Origin of the sequence: Streptomyces pyxinicus (assembly GCF_024753135.1) — a bacterium.
In the GTDB taxonomy this organism is placed as follows: Bacteria; Actinomycetota; Actinomycetes; order Streptomycetales; family Streptomycetaceae; genus Streptomyces; species Streptomyces pyxinicus.
Genome location: NZ_JANUGP010000017.1, coordinates 1 through 13081, shown reverse-complemented (window position 1 = coordinate 13081; position 13081 = coordinate 1). Strand labels below are relative to the sequence as shown.

Annotated in this window: 15 protein-coding genes and 1 pseudogene; 12 read left to right on the top strand and 4 right to left on the bottom strand. The window is 73.0% G+C overall.

The window, feature by feature from the left end:
• Positions 1-30 precede the first annotated feature (30 nt).
• Positions 31-474 carry an SPW repeat protein gene (locus NX794_RS21490; protein ID WP_258780286.1) on the bottom strand — a complete coding sequence of 148 codons (444 nt, stop codon included), beginning with the start codon at positions 472-474 and terminating at the stop codon, positions 31-33.
• 228 nt (positions 475-702) lie between these two features.
• Between NX794_RS21490 and NX794_RS21485 the strand changes: the two genes are divergently transcribed.
• The 5 genes from NX794_RS21485 to NX794_RS21470 all read left to right on the top strand — a co-directional run bounded on the left by NX794_RS21485 (position 703) and on the right by NX794_RS21470 (position 3736).
• The gene (locus tag NX794_RS21485) at positions 703-879 is read left to right on the top strand and encodes a hypothetical protein (protein ID WP_258780285.1); all 177 of its coding nucleotides are present in this window, start codon (positions 703-705) and stop codon (positions 877-879) included.
• 293 nt (positions 880-1172) lie between these two features.
• Positions 1173-1256: a putative leader peptide gene (locus NX794_RS36100; protein WP_428985943.1), complete on the top strand. Its 84-nt coding sequence runs from the start codon at positions 1173-1175 to the stop codon at positions 1254-1256.
• A 259-nt stretch (positions 1257-1515) separates the two neighbouring features.
• Positions 1516-2070: an NADPH-dependent FMN reductase gene (ssuE, locus tag NX794_RS21480; RefSeq protein ID WP_258780284.1), complete on the top strand. Its 555-nt coding sequence runs from the start codon at positions 1516-1518 to the stop codon at positions 2068-2070.
• 5 nt (positions 2071-2075) lie between these two features.
• Positions 2076-2567, top strand: a complete 492-nt coding sequence (locus NX794_RS21475; protein WP_258780282.1) for an acyl-CoA dehydrogenase — start codon at positions 2076-2078, stop codon at positions 2565-2567.
• 26 nt (positions 2568-2593) lie between these two features.
• The gene (locus NX794_RS21470) at positions 2594-3736 is read left to right on the top strand and encodes an LLM class flavin-dependent oxidoreductase (RefSeq protein WP_258780280.1); all 1143 of its coding nucleotides are present in this window, start codon (positions 2594-2596) and stop codon (positions 3734-3736) included.
• A 36-nt stretch (positions 3737-3772) separates the two neighbouring features.
• Here NX794_RS21470 and NX794_RS21465 read toward each other — a convergent pair whose 3' ends face one another.
• Positions 3773-4813, bottom strand: a complete 1041-nt coding sequence (locus NX794_RS21465; RefSeq protein WP_258780279.1) for an acyl-CoA dehydrogenase family protein — start codon at positions 4811-4813, stop codon at positions 3773-3775.
• A 199-nt stretch (positions 4814-5012) separates the two neighbouring features.
• On the opposite strand from NX794_RS21465, the gene NX794_RS21460 reads away from it, so the two are divergent.
• The 6 genes and pseudogenes from NX794_RS21460 to NX794_RS21435 all read left to right on the top strand — a co-directional run bounded on the left by NX794_RS21460 (position 5013) and on the right by NX794_RS21435 (position 10339).
• Complete coding sequence (locus NX794_RS21460; RefSeq protein WP_258780277.1) at positions 5013-6335, top strand: aldehyde dehydrogenase family protein; 1323 nt, start codon at positions 5013-5015, stop codon at positions 6333-6335.
• Positions 6336-6450: 115 nt separating this feature from the next.
• Positions 6451-7049, top strand: a pseudogene (locus NX794_RS21455) (chitinase); the annotation flags it as partial.
• 34 nt (positions 7050-7083) lie between these two features.
• Positions 7084-7989 (top strand): aldo/keto reductase, encoded by a 906-nt coding sequence (locus NX794_RS21450; RefSeq protein WP_258780276.1) that lies wholly within the window; start codon positions 7084-7086, stop codon positions 7987-7989.
• A 323-nt stretch (positions 7990-8312) separates the two neighbouring features.
• Positions 8313-8696, top strand: coding sequence for a BlaI/MecI/CopY family transcriptional regulator (locus tag NX794_RS21445; protein WP_258780275.1), 384 nt, complete (start codon positions 8313-8315; stop codon positions 8694-8696).
• 144 nt (positions 8697-8840) lie between these two features.
• Positions 8841-9233, top strand: coding sequence for a VOC family protein (locus NX794_RS21440; protein WP_258780273.1), 393 nt, complete (start codon positions 8841-8843; stop codon positions 9231-9233).
• Positions 9234-9268: 35 nt separating this feature from the next.
• Positions 9269-10339 carry an adenosine deaminase gene (locus NX794_RS21435; protein WP_258780272.1) on the top strand — a complete coding sequence of 357 codons (1071 nt, stop codon included), beginning with the start codon at positions 9269-9271 and terminating at the stop codon, positions 10337-10339.
• On the opposite strand, the gene NX794_RS21430 is transcribed toward NX794_RS21435, so the two are convergent.
• Together NX794_RS21430 and NX794_RS21425 are read right to left on the bottom strand one after the other, a co-directional pair.
• Complete coding sequence (locus tag NX794_RS21430) at positions 10321-10836, bottom strand: mycothiol transferase (protein ID WP_258780271.1); 516 nt, start codon at positions 10834-10836, stop codon at positions 10321-10323. The genes NX794_RS21435 and NX794_RS21430 overlap by 19 nt on opposite strands.
• A 143-nt stretch (positions 10837-10979) precedes the next feature.
• Positions 10980-11894: a LysR family transcriptional regulator gene (locus NX794_RS21425; RefSeq protein WP_258780269.1), complete on the bottom strand. Its 915-nt coding sequence runs from the start codon at positions 11892-11894 to the stop codon at positions 10980-10982.
• Positions 11895-12005: 111 nt separating this feature from the next.
• Here NX794_RS21425 and mgrA point away from each other — a divergent pair, with 111 nt between their 5' ends.
• Positions 12006-12998 carry an L-glyceraldehyde 3-phosphate reductase gene (gene mgrA, locus NX794_RS21420; RefSeq protein WP_258780268.1) on the top strand — a complete coding sequence of 331 codons (993 nt, stop codon included), beginning with the start codon at positions 12006-12008 and terminating at the stop codon, positions 12996-12998.
• Positions 12999-13081: the final 83 nt, after the last annotated feature.

The window sequence follows — 13081 nt, the reverse complement described above, 5'->3', positions numbered from 1 at the left end:
CGGTTCTCTTCTCCGCCGTCGCGCGGTTCCCTACCGGTTACGGCCCGGGGTGCTCTTCGCCGCCGTGCCGGCGCAGACCAGTCCGAGGACGAGTGCCAGCGCGCCGATGACGATGTTGTTGATGATCACCCCCGCGTCGGGGCCGCTGCCCACGATCCACGGCGCGATGATCATCCAGATGCCCAGCGCGCACATGGCCCAGCTCAGGCCGTACATCCGCTCGGGGGCCCTGGTGAATCCCAGTGCCAGCAGACCGATCGCTATGCCCATGATCAGGTTGTGCGTCATGAGCGCCGGCTGGCTCGCGGAGTAGTGCACGATCCACGGTGATGCCGCGCAGTACAGGCCGAGCAGGAACACCGGCCCGTCCACGAGCGCCACATCACGACCGCCGAGCACGCGGTTGTAGCGTTCCTGCATCTCGGGGGCGTCGGGGTGGGTCGACATGTCACCCCTGTGCGAGACATTGGCCATGACTGGTCTCCTTCTGACGTTGCAGGCCAGACCGCGTCTGGTGCGATGCGGTGGGCACCGCATATCCCATTTTGCGCTTATTCCGCCTTTATGTGTAGCGGTGGGATGTTCGTCCTGACGGATTCGAGCCGGTCTGGTGAAGGGGCATGCCGGCATCGATCGGGGGCAACAGGATCGGTACGACCTGTACATTCCGAGTCGTCAGCGCAGCCGGAGGTGACCGCCGTCATGAGTGCGAAGGTGCTGGAGCGTTTCCCCGCAGGTTCTCCGCGTGGATCCTGGCCCGCGGAGGAGTTCGCGGCCGCCCGCCGCGCCGAGGGCGAACCGGCGACCGTGGTGATGGACCTGCGTTCGGACGCCTTCCTCGTCGTGGTCGAGGCGCCCGACGAGGACAGCCGCGCCTGAGCCCTGCCACGCTCGGTCCGCCGACAGCTCTCGCGCCCGGCGTACGGTCGCCGGGTGCGGATTCTCCGCCGTGACCACGGCCGGCGCGGCCGGCGGACTGTCCGGGTGTGCGCAGATGCCGGCCGCACCAGCCGGCTGCCCCGGTGCTGCTCGCCGGCCGCCGACCACGGCCGGTCCACCGCTTCCCGCGCGCTCACGCTCCATCAGACCCTCGTGAAACCCCATGGTCCGGGATGCGAGACCGGCCGGGTTCTCCTTGACGGCCCTGACCGGCTGCTGCCACGATCGATCGCATGACGATGCGACTGGACCTCACGCGGCGACGCCATGTCGACCTCGCGCGCGTCTCCAGCGCCGCCTGTTGCCCCGCGGTCTGAACCGCCCTTTTTCCCGGACTTCCGGCCCGCCCGAATTCCCCGCGCGTTCCCGCCCGTCTCCCGGCGTGCCCGAATTTCGGCGTGCCCGAAATCCTCTCCGGGGCCGGGGCCCGCGAGACGCCGAGCGAGGCCGTCACCCGGGCCGGCACCTGACCGGTTCCTCCCGCCGGCCGCCGTCAGGCAGCGCCGATCGACCCTCCCTCCCGGGCGCCCCTTCCCCCCGTACGTCCGCCCGGCGCACCACAGAAACGAGGCACCCATGGCCACCGTCCTGTCCGTCTCCGGCAGCCCCTCCGCGTCCTCGCGCACCGGCCGCCTGCTGCGCCACCTCGACCAGCGGCTCATCGCCCAGGGCCACCGGGTGGTCCCGCTCGACGTGCGCACCATCCCGGCCGAGGCCCTGCTCGGCGCGGACTTCCGGCACCCGGCCATCGTCGAAGCCGCCGAACTCTTCGCCCGCGCCGACGGCGTCGTGGTCGGCACGCCCGTCTACAAGGCGTCGTACTCCGGTGTCCTCAAGGCCCTGCTGGACCTGCTGCCGCAGTACGCGCTGACCGGCAAGACCGTGCTGCCCCTCGCCACGGGTGGCTCCACCGCCCATGTGCTCGCCATCGACTACGCCCTGCGTCCGGTACTGAACTCCATGGGTGCCGCCCACATAGTCCAGGGCTGGTTCACGCTCGACAAGGACATCACGGTGGGGGAGGACGGCTCGCTGACCGTGGCCCCCGGCACGGCCGAGGCCCTCGGGCAGGTCGTGGACCAGTTCTCGGCCGCCCTCCGGCGCAGCCCGGTCCTGGCGGCGGCGAGCTGACCGCCATGACCGCCCATGTGATCGCCGACGGCACGGAGGCGCCGGCCGTCGGCGCGGCCCGGGCCGAGGAGTTCCACATGGGCGCCGCCGAACGGCGCCTGGCCCACGGCGAGTCGGACCGGCTGTCCGCCACCGGACCGCCCGCCGTGACCGTGCCCGCCGAGCACGGCGGCACCGACGTGCGCACCGAGCCCCTGGCGGAGAACTTCCGGCTGCCCGGTTCGGCCGACGCCGGCCTCACCCAGACCCGGCAGAGCCACTTCGCCTGCGTTCGGGTGATTTCCCGTCAGGGAACGCCCGAGCAGCGGAAGTCCTCGTTCGCCGTCGCGAGCGCCTTCTTCGAGGTCTCCGGCACCCGCGCCGCCCTGCGCCCGCTCGGCCTGGACCGCCACTGGCGCGACGCCCACACGCTCCACGCCCCGGGCCGCCGAAAGATCCAGCACATCGGCCGGTACGTGCTGAGCGGCACCCGGCCGCCGCGGCACGGCCTGCTCTGACGCACGTCCCGAGAACGGAGACCCCCGTGTCCCTCACCTTCCACTGGTTCCTGCCCACCAACGGCGACAGCCGCCACGTCGTCGGCGGCGGCCACGGCACCCCGGCGACCGCCTCCGGCCGGGACCGGCCGCCCACGGTCGCCTACCTGAGCCAGATCGCCCGGGCCGCGGAAGACCTCGGCTTCGTCGGCGCGCTCACCCCGACCGGCGCCTGGTGCGAGGACGCCTGGCTGACCACCGCGATGGTCAGCCAGAACTCCGAGCGGCTGAAGTTCCTCGTCGCCTTCCGGCCCGGCTTCGTCTCGCCGACGCTCGCCGCGCAGATGGCGTCCACCTTCCAGCGGCAGACCGGGGGACGGCTGCTGCTGAACGTCGTCACCGGCGGCGAGAGCCACGAGCAGCGGGCCTACGGCGACTTCCTCGACAAGGAGGACCGCTACCGCCGTACCGGGGAGTTCCTCCAGATCGTCCGGGAGCTGTGGGACGGCAAGAGCGTCGATCTGCGCGGTGAGCACCTGAGGGTGGAGGACGCGAAACTGAGCCGGGTGCCCGACCCGGTGCCCGAGGTGTACTTCGGCGGCTCCTCGCCGGTCGCCGGGGAGATCGCCGCCCGGCACGCCGACGTCTATCTGACCTGGGGCGAGCCGCCCGCACAGGTCGCCGAGAAGATCACCTGGATCAGGGGCCTGGCCGCCCGGCACGGCCGTACCCCGCGCTTCGGCATCCGGCTGCACGTCATCACCCGGGACACCTCTGAGCAGGCCTGGGCCGAGGCGGACCGGCTGCTGGCCGGCTTCGACCCGGAGACCGTACGGTCCGTGCAGAGCGGTCTCGCCCGCAGCGAGTCCGAGGGGCAGCGCCGCATGCTCGCCCTGCACGGCGGCGGCCGGGACGGCCTGGAGATCCACCCGAACCTCTGGGCCGGCATCGGACTCGTGCGCGGCGGCGCGGGCACCGCGCTGGTCGGCAGCCACGACGAGGTCGCGGAGCGGATCAAGGAATACCACGCCCTCGGCCTCGACGAGTTCGTCCTCTCCGGCTATCCGCACCTGGAGGAGGCCTACTGGTTCGGCGAGGGCGTCCTGCCCCGGCTCGCGGCCCAGGGACTGTGGACGCATCCGGCCGGCGGGACGGGCACACCGACAGCACAGGTGCCCTTCACGAGCTGATCAACCGGCTTGAGAGGTCCGCCAGTTGATGGCACGTCATCCGGCCGCCCCGGTCAGCGCCCGCAGGTGGGCCGCGCGTGTCTCGGCGGTCTGGCCCTGCACCAGCAGGAACAGGCCCTCCCGGGCGAGCCGTTGTGCCCGGCTGGACAGGGCCAGCGCGCGTCCGCCGCCGGCCACCACCGCCGCGGTGGTGGCCGCGCCGAGCACCTCGAACGCCTCCGCGCGCACCGCCAGCCGCTCGGCCGCGTGCTCCAGCGGCTCCGGATGGTCGGCCAGGGCGTAGGCGCGGCGGCGGACATCGCCGAGCCGGTCCCGCAGCGGTCCGGCCACCGGCTCCGCCGGCAGGGACAGCGCGGCCTCCGCGATGCCGAACACGGCCGGATTGGCGTTCAGCGTCCGGGCCCGGTCCGCCGGCGCCCAGGCGTCGTACGGCGTCCGCAGCGCCACGGCCTCTTCGGGCAGCCACAGCCCGGCCAGCTCCAGCGACACCGTGCGCGCAGCCGAGAGCGCGGCGAGCCGCAGGGGCGCCGAGGCCCGCAGCCCCGGCTGCTCGCGTGCCTCGGCGAAGGCGAACAGCACCTCGTCGGCGTCGGTCACACCAGCGAGCAGCAGTACGTCGTTCAGGCCCCACCCGGTGTACCAGGGGACCGTTCCGTCGAACCGCCAGCCGCCGCGCTCCCGGCGCGCCCGCACCGGGACGCGGGGGTGGGCGCGCAGGTGCGCGTAGGCGACCCCGGACAGCAGCTCGCCGCGTGAGAGCGGGCCCAACAGCCGCTCCCGCACCGGAAGTCCGCTCTTCGCCAGGGTCTGCACCGGCGTGTGGTGCTGGGTCTGCACGAACCAGGTGGAGCAGCACGCCCCGGCCAGGATCTCCGCGGTCTCCCGCAGCACGGCGGCCGGCGCCCCGGAGCCGCCGTACGCCTCCGGGGCCACCACCCCGAGCAGCCCCGACCGCTTCACCGCCGTCACATGGCTCACGGGCACCCCGTCCCGGTCGACCCGCTGCGCCTCGGGGAGGAGCAACTCGGTGGCGAGCCGGCGGGCACGGGCGACGAGGGGGTGTGCGCTGACGTCCATGGGGACGATTCTTCCGGTCTTCCGGTCCGTCGGTCCGTCGGTCCGTCGGTCTTCCGGTCCGTCGGTCGTCCGGTCCGCCGAGGTGACCCGCGTCACGAATGCCGTACGGAATGAATTTCAGGGTATGAAAGGTTGGTGTATACATCTGACTGACCGTAACCCTCCGCCCGGCAGGCCGGGCCCCACCAGCGAGGCACCCGTGAACCATCCCAGCCCCGAGCAGCCCGCCGACGTCGTGGCCCGGCTGCGCGCCACCTTCCGCACCGGCCGCACGAAGCCCGTCGCGTGGCGCACCGACCAGCTGCGCCGCCTGCGCGCCCTGCTCACGGAGCGCGGCGACGACCTCGCCGCCGCGCTCCACGCCGACCTGGGCAAGGGCCGCACCGAGGCTTACCGGACCGAGATCGACTTCACCGTCCGGGAGATCGACCACACCCTGGAGCACCTGACGGGATGGCTGCGCCCGGACCCGGCGCCCGTCCCGGCCCACCTCGGCGCCGACGCCACCGCCTGGACGCAGTACGACCCCCTCGGCGTCGTCCTCGTCATCGCGCCCTGGAACTACCCGGTCCAGCTCCTGCTCGCCCCCGTGGTCGGCGCGCTGGCCGCCGGCAACGCGGTCGTCGCCAAGCCCAGCGAGCTGGCACCGGCCACCTCCGCCGCGCTGGCCGCACTGATCCCGGCCTACCTGGACACCGACGCGGTCGCCGTCGTCGAGGGCGGTGTCCCGGAGACCACGGCGCTGCTGGCCGAGCGCTTCGACCACGTCTTCTACACCGGCAACGGCACCGTCGGCCGGATCGTCATGCGCGCCGCCGCCGAGCACCTGGCCCCGGTCACCCTCGAACTCGGTGGCAAATCACCGGTGTTCGTGGACCGGGACACCGACCTCGGCGTGGTGGCCGACCGGCTGGCGCGCGGCAAGTTCCTCAACGCCGGGCAGACCTGCGTCGCCCCGGACTACGTGCTCACCGACCCCGAGACCGCGGGCCGGCTGGAGACGGCGCTGGTCCAGGCCGTGCAGAGTCTGTTCGGCGCCGACCCTTCGGCCTCGCCCGAGTACGGGCGGATCATCAACGAGCGGCACTTCGACCGGCTGGAGAGCCTGCTCGGCTCCGGGCGGGTGGCGGTCGGCGGCACCGGCGACCGTGCCACCAGGTACCTGGCGCCCACCGTGCTCGCGGACGTCGACCCCGACTCGCCCGTCATGCGGGAGGAGATCTTCGGGCCGATCCTGCCGATCGTCACCGTGGCCGGCGCCGACGAGGCCATCGGCTTCATCAACGACCGCGACAAGCCGCTCGCGCTGTACGTCTTCTCCGAGTCCGAGGAGACCCGGACGCGCATCGCCGCCGAGACGTCCTCGGGCGGCCTCGGCTACGGGCTGCCACTCGCCCATCTGACCGTCTCCGACCTGCCGTTCGGCGGGGTGGGGGAGAGCGGTATGGGCAGCTATCACGGGCGCTACTCCATCGAGACGTTCAGCCACCGCAAGGCGGTCCTGGCGAAGCCGCTGCACTGACCTCCCCGGCCCGACCGCGTCGCGTGGCCTGGCATTCGCCGGAGCAATCCGACACCCCACCACGGCCGCTCCCTCCTCCGGCGGGTGCGGCCGTGCTGCGCCAAGGAGTCGGTCCCTGTCGAGGCGTCGTATCGCCGCAGCCCTGACCTCCCCGGCCGTCGGAGGCTCGGCCCTCGACCTCCAGGCCGCCCCCACGGCCTCCGCCGCCGGATTCGTGGTGAGCGAGGCGCAGTTCCACCAGATGTTCCCGAACAGGACGCCTTCTCCACCTGCAACGCTCTCACCGCCGCCCTGAGTGCCTACCCGGGCTTCGCCAACACCGGCGGCGACACGGTGAAGAAGCAGGAGGCCGCGGCCTTCCTCGCCAACGTCAGCCACGAGACCGGCGGCCCGGTCCACGTGGTGGAGCAGAACACCGCCAACTACCCGCACCACTGCGACTGGAGCCAGCCCTACGGCTGCCCGGCCGGGCAGGCCGCCTACTACGGGCGCGGCCCCATCCAGCTCTCCTGGAACGTCAACTACCAGGCCGCCGGCGACGCCCTCGGCATCGACCTGCTCCACAACCCCTCCCTGGTGGAGAAGGACGCGGCCGTGGCCTGGAAGACCGGCCTGTGGTACTGGAACACCCAGTCCGGACCCGGCACCATGACCCCCCACAACGCCATGGTGAACAGCGCCGGGTTCGGGCAGACCATCCGCAGCATCAACGGCCGAGGGGGCCGGTGCCGTGTGCGACACTCCGTCGATGACCGCACAGACGATCACCGCGGACGCGTCCGGCACCTGGCAGCTCGGTGACCTGTCCGTCCGCCGCACGGGCTTCGGCGCGATGCGGCTGACGGGCAGCGCCGCCTTCCACCACGGCACCCCGAGCGACCGGGGACGCTCCCTCGCCGTCCTGCGCGAGGCCGTCGAACTCGGCGTCGACCACATCGACACGGCGGCCTTCTACTTCTCGGCGCTGCGTTCCGCCAACGAACTCATCAGCACCGCGCTCTCGCCCTACCCCGAGGACCTGGTCATCGCCACCAAGGTCGGGCCCCACCGGGACCACGACGGCGAGTGGGGCACCTCGGCCCGCCCCGACCAACTGCGCGGACACGTCGAGGAGAACCTGCGCCAACTCGGCCGCGACCACCTCGACCTGGTCTACCTGCGCCGGATGCGGCAGGACTCCGTCGCCGAACACTTCGGCGCGCTCGCCGAGTTGCGCGAGGCCGGACTGATCCGCCACCTCGGGATCTCCGCCGTCGAGCCCCGGCACCTCGACGAGGCGCTCGCGATCGCGCCGGTGGTCTCCGTGCAGAACCGGTACGCCGTCGACCGCGTCGACCCCGAGGCCGACGAGGTCCTGCGCCGGTGCGGGGAACTGGGCATCGCCTTCGTTCCCTTCTACGCCCTCGCCGGCCCCGCCGGAGAACACGGCGCGACCGCCGCCCACGACGCGGCGGTGCTGTCCGTCGCCGACGCCCACGACGCCACTCCGGCCCAGATCCGCCTCGCCTGGACCCTGCACCAGGGCCGCCACGTCCTCGCCATCCCCGGCACCGGCAACCCCGACCACCTCCGCCAGAACATCGCGGCGGGCGCATTGCGGCTGACGGAGGCGGAGCTGCGGCTGCTCGACGAGAGCCGGGCGCGGACGAATTGAGGGGTGGTGAGGTGGCTGCGCGCTGAGCGGGTAGGCGGGGTGGGGCCGTAGCGGCGGCCGGTGGTACCCCGTCTGCCGCCCGACCGAGCGGCCCTGAGGCGATACCGCCCGGCGGGGTCCGTGATCGCTGGGGAGGCTTGGGCGGCGCCGTCCCGTCCGAGCAGACCCGCGCCGGCCCGAACCCCGGCCGGCAGCCACGCCCCCGAGAACCTCGCCCGCACCCCGGCCGTCAACCACGCCCCGGATGCCCCCGCCCCGCTGACTACCATGATGTAGACGCTCCACCGGAGTGCGCGCGAAGACAGGTCAAGCGAGGCGTTCCCATGATCGACGGTAAGGGCGGGCGGCGGTCGGCCGGTGAGCTGGAGGCCGGGGTGATGGGCGCGCTCTGGGCCGCCGCCGGGGAGCCGCTGACCCCCGGGCAGGTCCAGCGTGGACTCGGTGCGGGGCTCGCGCGGACGACGGTGACGACGATCCTGACGCGCCTGCATGAGAAGGGGCTCGTGGAGCGTCGGCGTGAGGGGCGGGGGTACGCCTACTTCCCCGCGCGCGAGGCACAGGACGCGCAGGGTCTGACCGCCCGGCGGATGCACGGCGAGCTGGACCGCGACGGTGACCGGGAGGCCGTGCTCGCGCGGTTCGTCGCCCAGCTCCGTCCCGACGACGAGCGCGTCCTGCGGGAGCTGCTCGGATCCGGCGGCCGGTGACCGTACCGCCGTCGCGGGGCCCCGGGGCGCGGCGGCCGGGCAACGCGCGTAGACCCACGACTGGCGCCTCGATAGTTTTACGTATAACCTCACCCGCTAACCACCCCCACCGGACCCCCACCGGAACCCGCCGGAAGGTAACCGATGCGACGCGTCGCCCTGGTCACCCTCGTCGTGGACGACTACGACGAGGCCATCCGCTTCTACACCGAGGCCCTCGGCTTCCGCCTGGCCGAGGACGCCCCGCGCCCCGACGGCTCCCGCTGGGTCGTCGTGGAGCCCGGGGCCGGGCCGGACGGCACCGGGCTGCTGCTGGCCCGTGCCAAGGGGGAAGCGCAGGGTGCCCGGGTCGGCGACCAGACCGGCGGACGCGTCGGGTTCTTCCTGCACACCGACGACTTCGCCCGCGACCACGCCCGCATGGCCGCCGCCGGCGTCACCTTCCTGGAAGAGCCCCGGCACGAGCCGTACGGCACCGTCGCCGTCTTCCAGGACCTCTACGGCAACCGCTGGGACCTGCTCCAGCCCGCCGCCTGATCCACCACCCCCTTACCGCCGAGGAAAGCCCCGCCATGACCGCGCCCCGCATCGACACCGAGACCCTCCGCCGGCTGCCCAAGGCCGTCCTGCACGACCACCTCGACGGCGGCCTGCGCCCGGCCACCGTCGTGGAACTCGCCGCCGCGGTCGGCCACGAGCTGCCCACCACCGACCCCGACGAGCTGGCCGCCTGGTACGTCGAGGCCGCCAACTCCGGCGACCTGGTCCGCTACATAGCCACCTTCGAGCACACCCTCGCCGTGATGCAGACCCGCGAGGGCCTGCTGCGCACCGCCGAGGAGTACGTGCTCGACCTCGCCGCCGACGGTGTCGTCTACGCCGAGGTGCGCTACGCCCCCGAACTGAACACCAACGGCGGTCTGGCCCTCGCCGAGGTCGTGGAGACCGTGCAGGAAGGCCTCGCCGTGGGCATGGCCAAGGCCGCCGCCGCCGGTACGCCGGTCCGGGTGGGGACCCTGCTGTGCGGCATGCGCATGTTCGACCGGGTCCGCGAGGCCGCAGACCTGGCCGTGGCCTACCGGGACGCCGGCGTCGTCGGCTTCGACATCGCCGGCGCCGAGGACGGCTTCCCGCCCGCCGACCACCTGGCCGCCTTCGAGCACCTGCGCCGCGAGAGCGTGCCCTTCACCATCCACGCCGGCGAGGCCCACGGCCTGCCCAGCATCCACCAGGCCCTCCAGGTGTGCGGCGCCCAGCGCATCGGGCACGGCGTGCGCCTGACGGAGGACATCGTGGACGGTAAGCTCGGCCGGCTCGCCTCCTGGGTGCGCGACCGCCGGATCGCCCTGGAGATGTGCCCCACCTCCAACCTCCAGACCGGCTGCGCCACCTCCATCGCCGAGCACCCCATCACCGCCCTGAAGGACCTCGGCTTCCGGGTCACCCTCAACACCGACAACCGTCTGGTGTCGGGCACGACGATGACCCGGGAGATGTCCCTGCTGGTCGAGGAGGCCGGCTGGACGGTCGAGGACCTGCGCACGGTCACGGTGAACGCCCTCAAGAGCGCGTTCGTCCCGTTCGACGAGCGCAACGCCCTCATCGAGGACGTGGTCCTGCCGGGTTACGCGTCCGCGCTCTGAGCCAGCCCCCTGAGGTAGGCGGCCTGTCCGACGTGCTGGAGATCGTCGGACAGGACGCTCACCAGGCGCACGCCCAGCGTGACCGGGGGGTCCCAGTGCTCGTCCACGACCCGTTCGAGATCCTTGGCGGCCACCTCGCGCAGCGCGCCGAGCGTCTGCTCGTGCACCGCGTCGTAGTACCCGGTGAGCAGGTCGGCCGAGTCGACCCGCACCTTCGCGACGTCGGCCGGCGAGTGCCCGTAGCCGGTGTCGTCCCGGGGCAGGTCGAGGCCGAAGCGCTTCTCCCAGCCGTCCGCGAGCCACACCTGGTCGAGGCCGAAGGCGTCGGCGACGTGGTCGTCCTGCACCCGGGTGAGGTGCCAGACCAGCCAGGCCACGGAGTTGGCCTCGGGCGCCGGCCGGTACCCCAGCTCGTCCGGACCGAGGCCCTCGACGACGGCATGGACTTCTTCCTGGACGCGGCCGTAGCCGCCGATGAGGATGTCCTTTGCGTGCATACCGTCCACCATCGCAAATCGCCGCCCCTCACGCGCCCGGAACCCGGCTTCCGGCTCCCCGGTGAAGTCCCGCGCGGCAGGTCGTCCGTCGCGGTGAGCGCGCCATCACGCACCGACGAGTCTGCGGCGGCGGACGGTCGCGGTCAGTCGGCCCGGGCACCCGGCGGGGGAGGTGTCGGACCCCCGGTTTCCAGGAGGGTGACGAGCGCGCGGGCGGCCGGGCTGGTGGCCCGCTCCGGAGGCAGCAGGGCCACCGTCTCGTACGCGGTCTCGTCCGGGCCCTTCAGCGGCAGTGCCGTCAACGAGGGCCGCTTGTGCCGGAAGTGCCGGGGTACGACCGCGATGCCGAGGTTCTCGTCCACCAGGTCCAGCAGGCTGTGCACGTCGTTGACCTCCAGCGCGACCGTGCGCCGGGCGCCCGCCGCGGCGAAGGCGGCGTCGGTGGTGCGGCGCGGACCCCAGTCCGGGTGGAAGTCCACGAACACCTCACCGGACAGATCCTCCGGGACCAGTACCGCGGCGGCCGAGGCCAGCCGGTGACTGGGGTGGCACAGCACGGTCATCGGCTCGCCGGCCAGCGACACCGAGCGCAGCTGGTCGCTGTCCGCCCGGGTGCGGTAGGCGAAGGCAAGGTCGAGCCGTCCGGCCGCCACCTCCTCGGCCAGCGCGCCCGACCCCGCCTGCCGCAGCCCGATCTCCACGTCCGGGTGCCGGCCCCGGAACGCCGCCAGCAGCCGCGCCACGTGCACCCCGGCGATGCACTGCTCGGTGCCCAGCGACAGCGTGCCGCGCAGCACGCCCTGCACCGCCGCCACCGCCTCGTGCGCCGACCGCACCTGGGCCAGGATCCGCTCGGCCTCCACCAGCAGCGCCCGCCCCGCCTCGGTCAGCGTCACCCGGCGGGTGGTGCGCACGAACAGCGGCGCCCGCAGCTCCCGCTCCAGCGCCCTGATCGACGCCGACAGACCCGACTGGGACACCATCAGGCGCTCGGCGGCCCGGGTGAAGTGCTGGTCCTCGGCGACCGCGACGAAGTGCTGCAGATGGCGTAGCTCCATGATTGAGAAGCCTAGCCGCACAATTCCATCGGATTCTTCTGTTGGACCGCTGTACGCGTGCCGGGCGACAGTGGATCCGGTAGACCGTGTGCCGATCCCACTGGAGTCGCGTTGTACACCGCACACCCCGACCGTTACGCCGAGATGCCCTACCGGCGCACCGGACGCAGCGGCCTGAAACTGCCCGCGCTGTCGCTCGGCCTGTGGCACAACTTCGGGCCCGACCGGCCCGTCGAGACGCAGCGCGCCATCCTGCGCCGCGCCTTCGACCTGGGCGTCACCCACTTCGACCTGGCCAACAACTACGGCCCGCCGCCCGGCGCCGCCGAGTCCGCGCTCGGCGAGGCGCTGCGGGCCGACTTCACGCCGTACCGCGACGAACTGGTGATCTCCACCAAGGCCGGCTATCTGATGTGGCCGGGCCCGTACGGCGAGTGGGGCTCGCGCAAGTACCTGCTGTCCTCGCTGGACCAGAGCCTGAAGCGGCTCGGCCTCGACCACGTCGACGTCTTCTACTCGCACCGCTTCGACCCGGAGACTCCGCTGGAGGAGACGATGGGCGCCCTGCACTCCGCGGTGACGCGGGGCAAGGCGCTCTACGTCGGCGTCTCCAACTACTCCGCCGAGCAGACCCGCGAGGCCGCCCGCATCCTCGCCGACCTCGGCACCCCGCTCCTCATCCACCAGCCGCGCTACTCGATGCTCGACCGGCGCCCCGAGGACGAGGGCGTCCTGGACGCCCTGGACGAACTCCAGGTGGGCTCCATCGCCTACTCCCCGCTGGAACAGGGCCTGCTCACCGGCCGCTACCTCGACGGCATCCCCGAGGACTCCCGGGCCGCGAGCGACAGCCCCTTCCTGAACTCCGACGCGCTCACCGAGGAACTGGTCGGCCGGCTGCGCGCCCTGAACGAGGTCGCCGCCTCCCGCGGCCAGACCCTGGCCCAGCTGGCCCTCGCCTGGGTGCTGCGCGGCGGCCGGGTCACCTCCGCCCTGGTCGGCGCGAGCAGCGCACGGCAGCTGGAGGACAGTGTCGGCGCCCTCCGCAACCTCGACTTCGACGCCGGGGAACTGGCGCGGATCGACGCGCTCGTGAAGGGCTGACCCGCGGTACGGCGGCGACGGCGGGGGGGGGGCGGGGGGGGCCCCTCCCCCCCCCTCTCCCCCCCCCCCGCCCACCCCCCCGC